Raw genomic sequence first — 16,019 nt, 5'->3', positions numbered from 1 at the left:
CGGGGATCAGTCGGCAATCCGGTCGAACATCTCGGCGGCACTGCGCCGGGCAAGATCCTCGAATGCCTCGACCCGCGCCATCCAGCCAGCCGGATAGCTGTCCAGTTGCCGACGCGCCAGATCCCAGAAGCGGCCCGCATTCCCATCCTCTGGTGTCCCGATCAGGATGTCGGGCAGGTCGATTTCTTCGGCAAGCTGCCGCAGCTTGGCGGTGTTCGATTCCAGCGCCACGACCGGCTGGCGATGACGCAGCGCAAGGATCGTTCCGTGATAGCGGCCGCTGATCCAGAAGCCCGCATCCTGAAAATCCTCCGGTTCGAGAACCTTGGGCAGCCGCAGAGGATCGCCGCCCGACATGATTTCCTGCTGAATCTCGAACAGATGCCGACCCATCACGAAGAACGGGCTGGTGGTCTTGCGCGCCGCGTCAGCAAGGATCCTGCAACTGTCGCGCAGGACATTGTCTTGAACCCGTATCCCCGCGCTGTCGCCGTTGGACCCGGCTGGCAGCACAGGATGGCTCCAGGACAGGTCGGGGACATAGCCGGCCCTGATGTCCGCCCGCGCAAGCGCCGCCGCAGACGCACGGTCCCGAACCGTCACGGACCGGAACTGCCGAACGGGTTCAAGGAAATGCGCGGGGTTTTCTTCCCAGATCGAGTTCACAAGATGCACGGCCTTTCCGCGCCGTGCCAGGGCCTGCCCCATCATCAGGATCTCGAACGCCCGCGGCCTTGCGTGATGCAGCGTGCCTTCGCCGTTGATGACGACAGTATCGAAATCCAGGTCGGGGTCGGACGACAGGATCCTGTTCAGCCCCTCAAGGCTGTTTGCCCATCCGGCGATCTCGAAGCCACGCACGGTCAGTTCCTGCTCGATCCGCTCGGACACGATCCGGCAACCAAGATGCTGGGCATTGGGCTTCAGCCAGACCGTGTGGTTCAGGATCAGGACCCTCCGCATGGTGTCGGACCCGCGCACGGAATAGGCGCCGTGATCACCGAAACGCTGGTCGAACGCGCGCATTCCCACGGTGAAATCGACGGGTTCCAGAATCCGGCTTGCCCCTTTCAAGGGCATCAGCCGGTATCCGTCCGGTTTCTGCGGCACGATCACCTGCACCTGCGCGTCGGAATAATCCTGATGATCCTCGGCCGCGACCTCTGCATCCAGCAGAAGACGCAGGTTCCTGCCGACATGACGTGGCTCGAACCACAGCGCATATCTGGTCAGTTCGGCCGACAATTCGGTATCGCCCTCGTGGAACGCCGATTTTGAAAGCAGGTTCATCAGCGACGATCTGTCGGCATGCATGAAGTCGAACCCCTGAGGAATCATGTTCCGCAGGTTCGACCGCACCCGATCATCGGCGGGACGATAGGGCACCACCTGCGCATCCTGATCCACGCAGAACAGATCGCGCCTGCCTTCGTAATAGGCTTGTTCGAATGCGAAATCGTGGCGAACGAATACGGCATGCGGATAGGCACCGGTAAAGCCCGCCAGCACGATCTGATGCGCGGGCAGTCCGCAGGCGACGCGAAGCCGGTTGATGTGCAGAAGCAGAAGAACGGCGGTGAAGCCGATCGACGGGATGATCCGCGCCGGGATCGCAGCGGCCGATTCCGCGATCAGCGCATCGTAATCCAGCAGCGGAAGGCGTTGGTCGTTTGCCCGCGCGATCGCATCGGGGCTGACGAAGCGGCTGCCGTGGCAGGCGATCGCGACGGGCTGCCCCTGTGTGAAGTCATTCCTGCCGATCCGCCGGGCCAGCACGTCGCCGCCGATGATCCGGCCCCCGACCGGCCGGACATGCAGAAAATAGATCAGTTCGGCCGCCGAACCCTGGAAGCTGTCGAAATGCCGGCAACCGTTGAACTGAACCACGAGGTCGCGGTCGCTTGCCTGTCGGGCAATCCGGTCCGCACAGTCCAGTTCGCCGTTCGAGATCACGAAAATCCGCCGGCTATCAGCACCCGAAAGGCAAAGTCCCAGAGGTGTCGGCACGACCCCCGCCGTCTCAAGCGCACGGACCATTGCGCGCCTGCCCTGATCGCCGTGCGCGCGGCGAACCCATTCGAAAAGCCCCATCACGCCCCTGCCCTGATGTGTCGAAACATCGCTAGCAGACCGGCAGGATCATGGCCATATCGCAGCCGTCCCACCAAAAGCCGGAAAAAGCGCGGCGGCCAACACCGCCGCGTTTTCGCGCGACCTGCTCGCACAGGGGTTCAGGCGTCGCGGTCCCAGCCGCTGATCGCCTTGCTGTCCATGAATTCCTCAAGGCCCATGACGCCGCCCTCGCGGGCGCGGCCCGATGCCTTGACGCCGCCGAAGGCCGAACCAGCGCCGCGCGAGATGCCGTTCATCTCGACCATGCCCGACCGCAACTGCCTTGCCACCCGGTTGCGCTTCGCGCCGTCCTGAGTCTGGACATAGTTGGTCAGACCATAGGGCGTGTCATTGGCGATCCGGATCGCCTCTTCCTCGCTGTCGAAGGGAATGATCGACAGCACCGGTCCGAAGATTTCCTGCTGCGCGATGGCCATGTCATTGCTGACATCCGCGAAAACCGTCGGCCGCACGAAATAGCCGCGGTTCACGCCCTCGGGCAGGCCCGGTCCGCCGGCGACCAGGCGCGCGCCCTCGTCTATGCCGGTCTGGATCATATCCTGGATCTTTTCCCACTGCCCCCTGCTGACAACCGGGCCGATATGCGCGCCCGGCTGATGGGCCGCGGCCACGGCGGTGTCGTTGGCGACCTTCGCCGCCGTCTCGACCGCGCGATCATACACCGACCGTTCAACCAGCATCCGCGTGGGCGCGTTGCAGGACTGGCCGCTGTTATAGAAACAATGCGTCGCACCGCGCGCCACCGCCTTGTCGTCGGCATCCGCAAACACGATGTTCGCGCCCTTGCCGCCCAATTCAAGGCAGACCTTCTTCAAACTGTCGGCAGCGGCCTTGGTGATCGCGATTCCCGCGCGGGTCGAGCCGGTGAAGCTGATCATCTCGACATCGGGATGGGTGGACAACTGCGTGCCGACACCCGTCCCGTCGCCGTTGACAAGATTGAAGACGCCCTTCGGCAACCCGGCCTCGTGGATGATCTCGGCGAATACCATCGAGGACAGCGGCGCGATCTCGGACGGTTTCAGCACCGCCGTATCGCCGACCAGCAGCGCCGGGATGACCTTCAGCGTAACCTGGTTCATCGGCCAGTTCCAGGGTGTGATCAGGCCGACCACGCCCACGGGCTCCCACGCGGTCATGCTGGTCGGCGCGTGGTCACCCAGCGGCCTGACGAACTGGAAGTCCTTGAACGCGTTGATGAAATTCTTGATGTGATAGATCCCGGCCCCGGTCTGGTCTTCCAGCGACATGTCCTGCGGCGCGCCCATTTCATGGCTGATCGCCCACGCCATGTCCTTGGCCCGGCTCTTGTAGACCTCGAGGATCTTCTCGACATGGGCCAGCCTGTCGGCCGGGCTGGTGCGCGACCATGCGGGAAAGGCGCGCTTGGCGGCGGCGACCGCAGCGTCGGTATCGGCCTGATCGCCCAGGCTGATCACCGCCACCGGCTCTTCGGTCGAGGGGTCGATGACCTCAAGATCGTTGGCCCTGACCGGGTCGACCCATGTCCCATCGATATAGAATTTGCGCTTGTCCAGCAGCGTGTTCATCGCTGTCCTCCTGTAGGCTGTTGCTGGGAAGGTGGCACCGCGCCCTGCCGTCTGCAAGGCCGCAGCGCGCGGCACTTCGCCCAAGGCCCTGTCAATCTGTCACGCCCGGACCTCTGGCAATCCCCGGCGCGGCGCATATGTTCAGGGCAACGCAACCAACCGGAAAGGACGTCCCATGGCCCTGCGCATCAACGATATCGCCCCGGACTTCACCGCAGATTCGACCGAAGGCGAAATCCGCTTTCACGACTGGCTGGGCGACAGCTATGCGATCCTGTTCAGCCACCCCAAGGACTTCACTCCGGTCTGCACGACCGAATTCGGCGCCGTCGCGCAACTGGCCGCCGAATTTGAAAAGCGCAACACCAAGGTTCTGGGGATCTCGGTCGACTCGGTCGACGACCACAAGAAATGGAAGAACGACATCGCCCAGTTCGCCGGCACGCCCGCGAATTTCGCGATCATCGACGACACGTCGCTGAACGTCGCAAAGGCCTATGACATGCTGCCCGCCGAGGCCTATCTGCCCGATGGCCGCACCCCCGCCGACAGTGCGACCGTGCGCAGCGTGTTCATCATCGGCCCCGACAAGAAGGTGCGGCTGATGATGACCTATCCCATGTCCATCGGCCGCAACTTCGCCGAGATCCTGCGTGCGCTGGACGCGGTCATCAAGACCGACGGCGTGCCGCTGGCCACCCCCGCCAACTGGGTGCCGGGCCAGGATGTGATCGTGGCGCTGTCGCTGGACGACAAGGCCGCAGAAGAGAAGTTCGGCGCGCTGGACATCCGCCTGCCCTATCTGCGCTTTGCCAAAGACCCCGCCTGATCCCTGCCGATCCGCGGCCCAGACCGGCCACCAAACGCCCCGCGATCGGCGGGGCGTTTGCGGTCAGGGCCAGCCGTAATGCCCGATCATCGCCGCGATGGCCGCATCGTTGCCGCTGTTCTGCCTGTTCGCCGTGCGCAGGTTTCCGGCCTGTGATCCCGACCATTCCAGAATCCGCGCCCGCCCGCCGATCTTCTGCGCCTCGACCCCGGCAAGGCGGTGCATGAAGTAAAGCCATACATCGTCAGCCGAAGGCGCCAGCCGCGTGAACAGATCGTCACGCGTCACGTCGGAATGAAACACATCCGGGGCATAGATCACCCCGGAAACGCCAGTCAGGAAGACATCCGGACCGCGCGCCGGTGCGGCAAGATTATGTTGCCATTCCTCATAGGGCGCGGGCTGGCCCGGCCCTGCCATGACCACCTTGTGCGCACGCAGGCAGGCGATCGCGGCCCCGTCCCGTGCCGCCCCGACAAGCCGTTCCAGCCAGTCGACGGGATAGTAGCAGTCGTCGTCGGCAGTCACGATATGGGCGCCCGGCGCCGCCAGAAGCGTCGGCACGATCTTGGTGTAGGACCGGAAATTCGGCGCGCCACGGATCTCCAGCCGCTCAAGGGCGCGAATTTCCGGGGGCAGTTCACCGATATCCTCGGGAGCCAGCCACAAGATCACCCGATCCGGGCGCACCGTCTGGCGCAGGATCGCCTGCAGCGTCGGCATCAAGGTGCCGAACCGCGCAGGATAGCTGGTCAGCGACACCACCAGTTCGGACCCCAGCCCATGCGCCTGTCCGCCACCTTCGGGCCGCGCCGCGATCTCGGCCAGCGCCCGCGCCTCGCGGCGGCCATGCTTCCACGCGCGGAACGCCGACCGGATCACGGGTTTTCCCATGCCTTGCGCAGCCAGCCGATATCACCGATGCGGCGATACCATTTATGGCCGCGACCGGCGAAAACATCCTCCATTTTCGGCGCGCCCGCGAACAGCACGATCTTCGCACCCTCTGGCAGCATGGGGTCGCGCAGATAGCTGGCCAGGTTGCGCGGCACACAATCGTTCTTGAAGCTGACGCACCACCCCTTGGGCCAGTAATGCAGATGCCCGTTCGCGGCCAGTTGCGCCGACTGGAACTGCTGGCTGATCTCGTAATCGCGGGTCGCGGCGGCAGGATCAGCCAGATAGGCGTCAAGGATATATGCGTGATCGCCGATCCGGTAACGGAAGACGCTGGAATTGCCGACGCTGTGCAGGAACCGGTCGCGGGCCGGGTTGATCTTGCGCAGAGGTTTCTTGCGGAACAGGTCATCGTCGCGAATGATGAAGAAATCGCCCGGAAGATCGAAGAACGGCGACAAATCGTCCACCACCACCAGATCGATGTCCAGAAACAGCGCCGTGCCCGTCAGCGGCGCATCGGGACCGCCCAGATCGCGGCGGAACAGGCCCAGCTTGCGCCAACGCGTATCGCCATGCCCCGGCGGCAGGCCCAGCTCGGGCAGTGGCAACGCCTCGATGCGGGGATCAAGCCCGGTCGGATCGTCGGTGAAGCAGACGAACCGATGCGGGCGCGGCAGGTGGCGGCGCACCTGCGCGGCCAGCCGGTTCACATCGTCCGAACTGTAGATCGTGCCCCAGCGCATGCACAGGACGTTGACGGTTTCTTCGGTCATCGCATCCGGCCTTTCATTTTCGTCCGCGCAGCATGTGCAGCATCCGCAGCACGGCAGGCGACCTGCGCGCCGCCGCCGTCACCTGCCGCAGCACCGGCAGCCGGTCCCAGAACCGCAACTCGGCGATGTCGCTGCGCGACGATCGCTGCACGGCCAGCGGCTTGCGGGTGCCCAAAATGGTCAGGTCGGGGCGATCCGCCCGCAGCCAGCAATAGGCCCCGTCGACATGCATCGGCCCGCCCGCCGGATCGCCCGGTTTGCGCCCGTAGATTGCCTCAAGATAGGGAACGGCGGTTTCGGAAAACCGGCGGCTGAAGCCGACGAAATGCGCCAGCGGGAAAGTGTGGTCCGGCGACAGCCGCAGCAGATGCCGTCCCACCGCCTCGTCCCCCGGTTGCTGGTCAAGCGGCGACACCGAATACAGCATGTCCCAATCGACCCAGCGCAGGTCGTCGCCAATCGCGGCCAGCAGCGCGCGGAAATCCGGCACGAAGCTGGCGTCGTCCTCCAGCATCAGGGCGCGGGTGACCCCGTCGGCCAGGATCGCCCGGTGCACGCCAAGCTGGCTTTCAAAGCAGCCGCGCGCGCCACGCGTCGGGAAATCGCCCTGATCTGGCGGGAAACTGGCCGGAAACATGCGGATGGCCGGGTGATCGAGGCTCAGTCCGATGCGCCGCAGTTCAGCATCCATCTCGCGGCGGCGGTCATCGCGATGCGCAAGGTTGATGATGTAGATGCGGTCGAAGATCGACAGCAGTTCGTTCGACTCGGATCGCACCTGCGGGCCTCTTGTGACAGCCTCGTAACCCCGGCGGGCTTCGCCTCTAAGGCCTACAGCACCGGCGGCGCCGTCTCAAGCACGCCTTGCGCCCGGGCCAGCGCGCCGGTCGGAACGATCCCGACAGTCACCGCTGCCCCTTGGCGCGCCCGACGCGAACCGAAATCCGCGACCGCAGCCAGCGCAGGAACCCGCCCGGGCGCCGCGCTTTCGACGTCCCGGCGGCAGGACGGCCCTTGTCCAGATGCGACACCCTGGCCCCGGGCGCATCGTGGCGCGCCAGACGTGGCACCATCAGCCACGCGCCAAGCTCAAAAAGTTCGCAGGGCCAGTCGGCAGGGTGGCTGACAGGTGAGGTCCGATCCAGCAGCCGAACCGCCGCGCCAGCCGAAACGGAATAGGCGGTTGTCACCGTCGCCTGAACCGCAGCGCGATGCAGATGCCCCCCCGCGACCTTGCGGCGCAGCAGCGGAAATGCGCGCCCGAAGGCGAAATCAATCAGCACCATGGGGACCGATTGATAGTCCCGCGACGCCACGAAACGAGAAAAGTCCGGATCAAGCCTGGCGTCGTCTTCAAGAACGATTGCGCCCGGCAACCCGGATTTCCGCACATGGTCATAGATCGCACGGTGCGACAAGGCGCAGGCAAATTCGCCATCGCTCATATCGCGACCCAGACGCGCACGCGCCATCGCGCGATCGATCATGGCTTCGTATTGCGCCGGAAGACCGGAACGCCCGTCGACGCCCATGAAAAGTTGATAGGACAGTCCGAACCCCGCCAACTGGTCCAGCAAAGGCGCACGGCGGGTGTCATCGCCCGGCAAGGTCAGCACCAGGATCGGCCAATCGGTCATATGGCTTCCCATGCAGGGTGGTCACCGGCCCCACGCATGCGGGGCCGGCACGCCGAGGTCTTACTCGGCGTTCTCTTCTTTCTTCTCGGTGATTTCCTCACCGGTCTCCTGATCGACCATCTTCATGCCAAGGCGAACCTTGCCACGGTCGTCGAAGCCCAGAAGCTTGACCTTCACTTCCTGACCTTCCTGCAGCGCCTCGCTGGGATGTCCCAGGCGCTTGTTGGCGATCTGGCTGACATGCACCAGCCCGTCACGCTTGCCGAAGAAGTTCACGAAGGCGCCGAAATCGACCAGCTTCACCACCTTGCCGGTGTAGATCTGGCCTTCTTCCGGCTCGGCCACGATCGAATAGATCATGTCATAGGCCTTCTTGATCGCGTCGCCATTGGCCGAGGCGATCTTGATGACGCCGTCATCGTTGATGTCGACCTTGGCGCCCGAGACCTCGACGATCTCGCGGATCACCTTGCCGCCCGAACCGATCACTTCGCGGATCTTGTCGGTCGGGATCTGCATGGTCTCGATGCGCGGCGCGTGGGTCGAGAAGCTGCCCGCCTCGCTGATCGCCTTGGACATCTCGGCCAGGATATGCATCCGGCCGTCCTTGGCCTGGGCCAGCGCCTGGCTCATGATCTCGGGCGTGATGCCCGCGACCTTGATATCCATCTGCAGGCTGGTGATCCCGGCTTCGGTGCCCGCGACCTTGAAGTCCATGTCGCCCAGGTGATCCTCGTCACCCAGAATGTCGGTCAGAACCGCATAGCGGCCATCGTCTTCCAGGATCAGGCCCATGGCCACACCCGCGACCGGCGCCTTCAGCGGCACGCCCGCATCCATCATCGACAGCGAACCGCCGCAGACCGACGCCATCGACGACGAGCCGTTGGATTCGGTGATCTCGGACACCACGCGGATCGTGTAGGGGAAATCGGTCCCCGCCGGCAGCACCGCCTGCAGCGCGCGCCATGCCAGCTTGCCATGGCCGATCTCGCGGCGGCCGGGCGAACCGACGCGGCCAACCTCGCCGACCGAGTAGGGCGGGAAGTTGTAGTGCAGCAGGAAGTTCGACCGGAAATTGCCGTGCAGCGCGTCGATGATCTGCTCGTCGTCGCCGGTGCCCAGGGTGGTCACGACCAGCGCCTGCGTCTCGCCGCGGGTGAACAGGGCCGAACCATGGGTGCGCGGCAGGAAGCCGACTTCGCTTTCGATTCCGCGCACGGTCTTGGTGTCGCGGCCGTCGATACGCGCACCACCATTGATGATGTCGCCGCGCAGGATGCCCGATTCCAGCTTCTTCAGCGCCGAACCCAGATTGGGATTTTCCAGATCCTCGTCCGACAGGCCTTCCTTGACCTTCGCCTTGGCGGCGGCCACGGCGTCCTGACGCTCGGACTTGTCCTTGATCGCGTAGGCGGCGCGCATGTCGGTCTCGCCCAGATCCTTCACGCGGGCATACAGCGCGCTGTAATCCGGCGACTGGAAGTCGAACGGTTCTTTCGCGGCCGACTCGGCCAGGTCGATGATCATGTCGATCACCGGCTGCATCGCCTCGTGGCCGAATTTCACGGCGCCCAGCATCTCGTCCTCGGACAGCTCATAGGCTTCCGATTCGACCATCATCACGGCGTCCTTGGTGCCCGCGACGACCAGATCCAGACGCTGCTCGGGGTTGTTGCGCAGCCCCTGCATGTCCTCGACCTCGGGGTTCAGGACGTATTCGCCATTCGCGAAGCCGACGCGCGCGGCACCGATCGGGCCCATGAACGGCACGCCCGAAATCGTCAGCGCGGCGCTGGCGGCGATCATCGCGACGATGTCGGGATCGTTGACCAGGTCGTGGCTCAGCACGGTGCACATCACCAGCACTTCATGCTTGAAGCCGGCGGCGAACAGCGGACGGATCGGCCGGTCGATCAGACGCGCCGTCAGCGTCTCTTTCTCGGTCGGACGCGCCTCGCGCTTGAAGAAGCCGCCCGGCACCTTGCCGGCGGCATAGTATTTTTCCTGATAGTGGACCGTCAGCGGGAAAAAGTCCTGACCCGGCTTCGGTTCCTTGGCGAAGGTCACGTTCGCCATCACGCTGGTCTCGCCCAGCGTGGCGATAACGGTGCCATCAGCCTGACGGGCAACCTTGCCCGTTTCCAGTGTCAGCGTCTCCTGCCCCCACTGGATAGATTTCTTCACTTCATCAAACATCTGATTTCCTCTGGGCGCGTGTCCGGCCCTCCGGTCGCGCCATGTCAAATGGCGGCCCCATTGCCGCCGCCCCGATCCTTATGCGTCGCCCCGGGGCCGGGCGTCACGTCACAGATTGCTGGGCAATACAGGAAAAAAACCGACTTGGAAAGTGTGCCGAACCGGCGCTGAAACGCCGACGCAATGGCCGGGCCAATCACACGAAAGTGTCAGAAACAGCAAGCGCCCGGCACGCGTTGGGCCATGAATTCCTGCGGGAAACTACAAGGAGGATCCGCATGACGACCGATACAATCGCACTGAACGTCAAGGACAGCGGCGGGCACGGCCGCCCCGTCATCCTGATCCACGGCTGGCCGCTGTCCAGTGACGCATGGCAGGACCAGATGCCCGCGCTGGTCGACGCCGGGCTGCGGGTGATCGCCTATGACCGTCGCGGTTTCGGCCGATCGGAAAAACCCGATGTAGGCTACGACTATGACACGTTGTCCGACGATCTGGCCGGGTTGATCGAACACAACGATCTGCGCAACGTGACGCTTGTCGGCTTTTCGATGGGTGGTGGCGAGGTCGCGCGCTATGTTGCGCGCCACGGGCAGGATCGGCTGCATTCGGTGGTATTCGCCTCGGCCGTGCCGCCCTTCCTGATGAAAGGCGACGACAATCCCGACGGCCCGCTGACCCCCGAACAGGCACAGGAATTCGAGCGCAACCTGCGCGCCGACCGGCAGGCGTTCTTCGACGGTTTCACAACCGATTTCTTCTCGGCGAACGGCGATCTGAAGGTGACGCCCGAACAGCGTCAGCAGGCCCTGCAGCTTTGCCTGCAATCGGACGAAGACGCCGCGCTTGGATGCATGAAGGCCTGGGCCACGACCGATTTCCGCGACGACCTGACCCAGGTGACGGTGCCGACGCTGGTGATGCATGGCGACGCCGACGGCATCGTTCCGATCGAAGGGTCCGGCGAGCGCACGCATGAAACGATCGGGCACAGCAAGCTGCATGTGCTGACCGGCGCGCCGCATGGCTGCAATGTCAGTCACGCGAGTGAATTCAATCGGGTGCTGATCGATTTCCTGCTGAACTGATCCGGTATCGTCAAAGGCGCGCGGGCAGGCTGGACAGGCCCTTGCCCGCGCGCCAGACTGCCGTCATGACCAAGCCGTCCGCACCGAACCTGGCCGACCAGTATTTCGCCGGTTTGATCGACTGGCGGGAACAGCTTCTGGCGCTGCGCGCCGTGCTGCTGCAGTCGGATCTGACCGAGGATTTCAAATGGTCCTCGCCCGTCTACACGCTGGACAATGCGAACGTGGCGATCCTGTGGGGGTTCAAGGATCGTGCCACGATCGGCTTTTTCAAAGGCGTTCTGCTGACCGATCCTGACGGCCTGCTGACCGCACCGGGCGAGAACTCGCGCTCGTCGCGGGTCGCGAATTTCACCGACAGCGCGGCAATCTCGCGGGCCGAACCTGCCCTGCGCGCGCTGATCGCCGAGGCGGTCCAACTGGAACGCGAGGGTCGCAAGGTCGATCTGCCCAAGGACGACCTGACCTATCCGGACGAACTGACCGACCGGCTGGATGCCGATCCCGATTTCCGCGCCGCGTTCGAGACGCTGACCCCCGGCCGCAGGCGCGGCTGGGTGCTGCATTTCGGGTCCGCCAAACAGTCCGCCACGCGAACCGGACGCATCGACAAGGCCGCGCCGCGCATTCTTGCCGGTAAGGGCATGCAGGACCGCTGACCTGATCGATCCGTGCCGCGGGGGTGCGCAACGCCCACCGTTCGCAAGCGGTGTACAGCCTGTGCACAGCCTGTGTCGCCCCGGCGCATGCGCGGTGACCCTGAATTTCCAGCATTTGCTGGTCCGCCTCGCGAAGAACCCATCCGACCGGCATCACGCAACGCGCGCCCCGTCGCGCAACAGCAAAACGCCCGCCGCTGTCGCGACGGGCGTTTTCTTATCCGGTAACCGGAAAGCTCAGCGGCGGATGCCGAGGCGCTTGATCAGGTCCTGATAGCGGGCTTCTTCCTTGCCTCTCAGATAGTCCAGCAGCTTGCGGCGCTGTGCCACCAGCTTCAGAAGGCCACGACGCGAGTGGTTGTCCTTCTTGTGGGTCTTGAAATGCTCGGTCAGCGTGGAAATGCGCGAGGTCAGGATCGCGACCTGAACTTCGGGCGAACCGGTGTCGCCATCCTTGGAACCGAATTCCTTGATGACGCGGGCTTTTTCTTCGACAGTGATCGACATCGGGGTCTCCTTTCGGGTTAGGGTCATGGCGCAGGCCGGGATGTCGTCCAGCACAGGCCCGTGGAGCACCGCCCGGCCCGACCGGACCGCGCGGATAGGCGCCTATAAGAGAATTCGTCTCAAAAGAAAAGCCCCTGCGCGCGACGCCGAGATCAGCCTGGCGCCCGCACCACGACGATGTCTTCGACCTGCAATCCGCCGGACTGCAACAGTCGGCCGATCGCTGTGCCGTTGACCTCGATCAGCGTGGTTCCGTCCAGATCCTCGTGCAGGGTTATCGCGGGATCGTCGCCAATCCCTGCCGACAGATGCAGATGTATCTGGTCCTCAGCGGCGCTGAAATCGGCGATGACCGGCAACGCCCCATCGACCTCGCGAAGCACGAATTGATCTGCGCCTTCAAGGCCTTCCGCGAAGTCACCCGCACCGGGCATCAGCGTGTCGTCCCCCTGCCCGCCATGCAGCCACGCCATGCTGTCGTCGTCGCCGCCGATCAGCAGGTCATCGCCGGTGCCGCCATCCAGATCGTCCGCGCCGCCGCCCGAGATCAGCACATCGTCGCCATCATGACCCGAAAGCCAGTCGTTGCCCGAGCCGCCGTCCAGTGTATCGCGGCCCTCGCCGCCAAGCAGAGTGTCGTTCCCGTCGCCACCGGCGATCCGGTCGTCTCCCCCCTGTCCACACAGGGAATCATTGCCGACACCCCCGTCAATGACGTCGTTCCCGCCGGGACCATAGACCGCATCACCCTGCACCCAATCGTCGCCAGCGCCCGCAAGGATCGTGTCGTGGCCCAACCCGCCGCGCAGATCGTCGGCACCGCCATGCCCCAGCATCACATCGTCACCGTCGCCACCCATCAGCAGATCGACAAGATCGCTGCCGGCGATGGGATCGGGTCCCGAGACATGATCATCCTCGACCGGATCGGCAATAATGTGGGAACCATCTTCCGTGCCGGCACCGCCTGCGGCGTCTTCGTCTGTATCGACTGAGGGATATGTGTCGTCCGGCAATTCATCTTCGGCCGGCACCTCGTCCAGAACGCCCTCCGGTTCCGGGCTTGGATCGCCGGGATCCTGATCCGTGTCATCCAGCCCCGGCGCGTCATCACCGGCGTAGTCCTCTGGATCAGGCATGATCGGTGGCAGGAAATCGTCATCGCCGTCGCGCCCCATCGGGGGTATATCGTCCTGATCCGGCTCTGGCTGGCTTGATGTCAATCCGGTCATGTCAACGGCAACGCCCGCGACCAGAAGCCCCATAAGACCCGCAAGCATCAACATCGAAACTACCCCTGGAAAAGCCCACGATCGGCGGGTCAGGATCTTAATATACCGTCAACGGCGGCACGGATAAAATGATTTCTTAAGAGAAGGTTAACACCACTCGGACGGACGAACCGCATAGCTGGTGTAAAGCGGGTGCCGAGGCATTCCGGTACGAGTGAGGCCAAGGTGCCACAACCTTGCCGCGCATTCCCGCAATAGTGCCTCGACCTCTGCACCGCGCCCGCGCAGAACCCCATGCGCGCCCCAGGCGCACAGAACCAACTGTGCCCGCTTGGCGGCGATCTTCAGCACCCTGTCGTTGCCGGCACCCACGGGATCGTCCACGGATCTGAGCACACGCGGATCGGTCGCGCGATAGGCAAAGATGTTCACCACCTGCATCGCGCCGAAGCCCATCTGCTGCGCGCGACGCTGGCAGCGTTCGACGGTGGGATCATTGCGTCGCTCGTCGGCAGTGGACGGGTTCAGCATCACAAAGACCACCCTTCCACCATCGCCCCACCTGCGCGTCAGGGAATAGCGATAAGCCTCGCACCGCGAATAGACGGCCGAGGATCGCACAGCTTCATTCTGATGGGTCCGTGTCTTCATCTGCGCCAGATCATGAAAAAACCCGCCTGCAAGGGCGGGTGATTTCGTTCTCGGTCCAGTGATCGCGGCAGCCGGATCAGCCCTGACGGGCCTTGAAACGGCGGTGCGTCTTGTTGATCACGTAGATGCGGCCCTTGCGGCGCACGACCTGGCAGTCGCGGTGCCGGCTCTTGAGCGAGCGGAGCGAGTTGCGAACCTTCATCGGTCTTCTCCATCGTCGCGGCGCGTCGCAGCCGCTTGGAAAACGAAATGCCCCCGACAAACGGCCGGGGGCGGCGAAACAATGGTGGGCGGTACTGGGATCGAACCAGTGGCCACTACGATGTCAACGTAGTGCTCTACCGCTGAGCTAACCGCCCGTCCTTCGGTGATTCTGTCCTGATTCCCTTCGAAATCTGGGCCGAACCGCCTCGGTCCGCGTTCCTATATAGACCGTGTTCAGGGGATTCAAGACCTATCCGCACGCTATTCTTATGTCTATAAAAGGCCAGTATTTCTGGCGCCGGGGTCCGATCTTGACGATCTCTGACCTTTCAGTATCGATTTGCCGCCCCGACCGCTGGGTCAGCGGCGTGATCTTCGCGTCTCCGCATTCGGGTAATGTCTATCCCGACTGGTTTCTGAAGAACACCCGCCTGACCATGCCGCAGCTGCGATCGTCCGAGGACGCATTCGTGGACCGGCTAATTGGCTGTGCGCCCGAATTAGGCGCCGTCGCGCTCTCGGCGCAGGTGCCCCGCTGCATTATCGACCTCAATCGCGGCGCGGACGAAATCGACCCGTTGGTGGTGCGCGGCGTACCCCGTCACCCGCTGAATCAGCGGACCCTGGCCGGGCTGGGGGTGATTCCGCGCGTGGTATCGCAGGGCCGCGCGATTCATGAACGTCCGATCGACCGGGCAGAGGCCGAGCGCCGCATCGCGGCCTATTGGCGTCCCTATCACCATACCCTTGGCGGCCTGATCGCCGAGGCGCGCGCCCGTTTCGGCCAGGCGATCCTGATCGACATGCATTCTATGCCCCATGACGCGCTGTCTCACCTGCACGGCACCCGTCCCGACATGGTGTTGGGAAATCGCCACGGCCTGTCCGCCGCGGCGCGCGTATCGGATGCCGTCAGCGCCGCACTTGAGGCCGAGGGGTGGCGCGTCCGGCGAAACTCGCCGTTCTCGGGCGCATATATCTGTTCGGCCTATGGCAGGCCGGGCCAGAACATCCATGTCGTGCAGGTGGAAATCGACCGCTCGCTTTACATGGATGAGGCGACGATCACGCCTCGGCCCGATTTCGCCGATTTCAGCGCCAGGATCCGCAGGGTTGTGGCGCGTCTTGCCGCGATCGAGGCCACGGGCGGCACCGGCGACGCCATCGCAGCCGAATGATGCAGCCGCGCGCAGCGCGGCCAGACCCGGATCCGGGAGAGCCGTTTCACGGGTCGAAACTGTTCCTGACACACGGCGATCGGATGCTGACCTGCCTGCGCGACGATTACGCCCATATCCCCTACCCAAACCACTGGGATCTTCCGGGCGGCGGGCGCGAGGCCGACGAATCACCCGCCGCTTGCGCCTTGCGCGAACTGCACGAGGAATTCGGGCTGACATTACCCGCATCGCGCCTGCACGGTCGCAGCTTTCCGTCACATCAGGCGCCGGGCATGACATCATGGCTGTTCAGCGGCGTGCTGGATCTGCAAGAGATCGCGGCAATCCGCTTTGGCGATGAAGGACAGGAATGGCGGATGATGCCTGTTGAGCAATTCATCGCCCATCCCCGCGCCGTGCCGCATTTCCGGGAACGGGTCAAAATGTTGTGGCAGCCGTCACACCGCGGATCAACCGACGCGCCTTGGCTCTGA

16 protein-coding genes and 1 tRNA gene are annotated in these 16,019 nt (G+C 64.1%); 5 read left to right on the top strand and 12 right to left on the bottom strand.

The genetic code is table 11. From position 1 onward, the window contains the following. Nucleotides 1–6: 6 nt before the first annotated feature. Both MU516_RS14990 and MU516_RS14985 read right to left on the bottom strand, forming a co-directional pair. Complete coding sequence (locus MU516_RS14990; protein ID WP_260278091.1) at nucleotides 7–2,094, bottom strand: hypothetical protein; 2,088 nt, start codon at nucleotides 2,092–2,094, stop codon at nucleotides 7–9. A gap of 137 nt (nucleotides 2,095–2,231) precedes the next feature. After that, on the bottom strand, nucleotides 2,232–3,683 hold the full coding sequence (locus MU516_RS14985; RefSeq protein WP_425606866.1) for an aldehyde dehydrogenase family protein: 1,452 nt from the start codon (nucleotides 3,681–3,683) through the stop codon (nucleotides 2,232–2,234). A 175-nt stretch (nucleotides 3,684–3,858) separates the two neighbouring features. On the opposite strand from MU516_RS14985, the gene MU516_RS14980 reads away from it, so the two are divergent. Further along, nucleotides 3,859–4,512: a peroxiredoxin gene (locus tag MU516_RS14980; RefSeq protein WP_260278090.1), complete on the top strand. Its 654-nt coding sequence runs from the start codon at nucleotides 3,859–3,861 to the stop codon at nucleotides 4,510–4,512. 63 nt (nucleotides 4,513–4,575) lie between these two features. Here MU516_RS14980 and MU516_RS14975 read toward each other — a convergent pair whose 3' ends face one another. The 5 genes from MU516_RS14975 to pnp all read right to left on the bottom strand — a co-directional run bounded on the left by MU516_RS14975 (nucleotide 4,576) and on the right by pnp (nucleotide 10,021). Next, the gene (locus MU516_RS14975) at nucleotides 4,576–5,406 is read right to left on the bottom strand and encodes a glycosyltransferase family A protein (RefSeq protein ID WP_260278089.1); all 831 of its coding nucleotides are present in this window, start codon (nucleotides 5,404–5,406) and stop codon (nucleotides 4,576–4,578) included. Beyond that, nucleotides 5,391–6,185: a hypothetical protein gene (locus MU516_RS14970; RefSeq protein WP_260278088.1), complete on the bottom strand. Its 795-nt coding sequence runs from the start codon at nucleotides 6,183–6,185 to the stop codon at nucleotides 5,391–5,393. Before MU516_RS14970 ends, MU516_RS14975 begins: the two co-directional genes overlap by 16 nt. Nucleotides 6,186–6,198: 13 nt before the next feature. Continuing rightward, nucleotides 6,199–6,963 (bottom strand): glycosyltransferase family 25 protein, encoded by a 765-nt coding sequence (locus tag MU516_RS14965; protein WP_260278087.1) that lies wholly within the window; start codon nucleotides 6,961–6,963, stop codon nucleotides 6,199–6,201. Between the two features lie 127 nt (nucleotides 6,964–7,090). Beyond that, entirely contained in the window at nucleotides 7,091–7,822 is a 732-nt protein-coding gene (locus MU516_RS14960; RefSeq protein ID WP_260278086.1) for a glycosyltransferase family 25 protein, read from the bottom strand. A gap of 60 nt (nucleotides 7,823–7,882) precedes the next feature. Continuing rightward, a complete protein-coding gene (gene pnp / locus MU516_RS14955) occupies nucleotides 7,883–10,021 on the bottom strand; it encodes a polyribonucleotide nucleotidyltransferase (RefSeq protein ID WP_260278085.1) in 2,139 nt (712 codons plus the stop codon). A 278-nt stretch (nucleotides 10,022–10,299) separates the two neighbouring features. Here pnp and MU516_RS14950 point away from each other — a divergent pair, with 278 nt between their 5' ends. Beyond that, nucleotides 10,300–11,112, top strand: coding sequence for an alpha/beta fold hydrolase (locus tag MU516_RS14950; protein ID WP_260278084.1), 813 nt, complete (start codon nucleotides 10,300–10,302; stop codon nucleotides 11,110–11,112). Nucleotides 11,113–11,177: 65 nt separating this feature from the next. Next, entirely contained in the window at nucleotides 11,178–11,771 is a 594-nt protein-coding gene (locus MU516_RS14945) for a YdeI/OmpD-associated family protein (protein ID WP_260278083.1), read from the top strand. Between the two features lie 237 nt (nucleotides 11,772–12,008). Here MU516_RS14945 and rpsO read toward each other — a convergent pair whose 3' ends face one another. The 5 genes from rpsO to MU516_RS14920 form a co-directional block, all read right to left on the bottom strand. Then, nucleotides 12,009–12,278: a 30S ribosomal protein S15 gene (gene rpsO / locus MU516_RS14940; protein ID WP_260278082.1), complete on the bottom strand. Its 270-nt coding sequence runs from the start codon at nucleotides 12,276–12,278 to the stop codon at nucleotides 12,009–12,011. Between the two features lie 152 nt (nucleotides 12,279–12,430). Beyond that, nucleotides 12,431–13,564 (bottom strand): calcium-binding protein, encoded by a 1,134-nt coding sequence (locus MU516_RS14935; protein ID WP_260278081.1) that lies wholly within the window; start codon nucleotides 13,562–13,564, stop codon nucleotides 12,431–12,433. A gap of 93 nt (nucleotides 13,565–13,657) precedes the next feature. Beyond that, nucleotides 13,658–14,161: a DUF1643 domain-containing protein gene (locus tag MU516_RS14930; protein WP_260278080.1), complete on the bottom strand. Its 504-nt coding sequence runs from the start codon at nucleotides 14,159–14,161 to the stop codon at nucleotides 13,658–13,660. Nucleotides 14,162–14,237: 76 nt separating this feature from the next. Further along, nucleotides 14,238–14,363 (bottom strand): type B 50S ribosomal protein L36, encoded by a 126-nt coding sequence (gene ykgO, locus MU516_RS14925; protein WP_209057686.1) that lies wholly within the window; start codon nucleotides 14,361–14,363, stop codon nucleotides 14,238–14,240. Between the two features lie 82 nt (nucleotides 14,364–14,445). Then, nucleotides 14,446–14,520: transfer RNA gene (locus MU516_RS14920), tRNA-Val, on the bottom strand. 156 nt (nucleotides 14,521–14,676) lie between these two features. Here MU516_RS14920 and MU516_RS14915 point away from each other — a divergent pair. Together MU516_RS14915 and MU516_RS14910 are read left to right on the top strand one after the other, a co-directional pair. Beyond that, nucleotides 14,677–15,543, top strand: coding sequence for an N-formylglutamate amidohydrolase (locus MU516_RS14915; protein WP_260278079.1), 867 nt, complete (start codon nucleotides 14,677–14,679; stop codon nucleotides 15,541–15,543). After that, nucleotides 15,543–16,019, top strand: coding sequence for an NUDIX hydrolase (locus MU516_RS14910; RefSeq protein WP_260278078.1), 477 nt, complete (start codon nucleotides 15,543–15,545; stop codon nucleotides 16,017–16,019). The genes MU516_RS14915 and MU516_RS14910 overlap by 1 nt, the downstream gene beginning before the upstream one ends.

The organism is Paracoccus maritimus (assembly GCF_025195095.1).
GTDB lineage: Bacteria > Pseudomonadota > Alphaproteobacteria > Rhodobacterales > Rhodobacteraceae > Paracoccus > Paracoccus maritimus.
The sequence above is the reverse complement of the archived record's forward strand: the minus strand, read 5'-3'. Positions and strand labels throughout refer to the sequence as shown.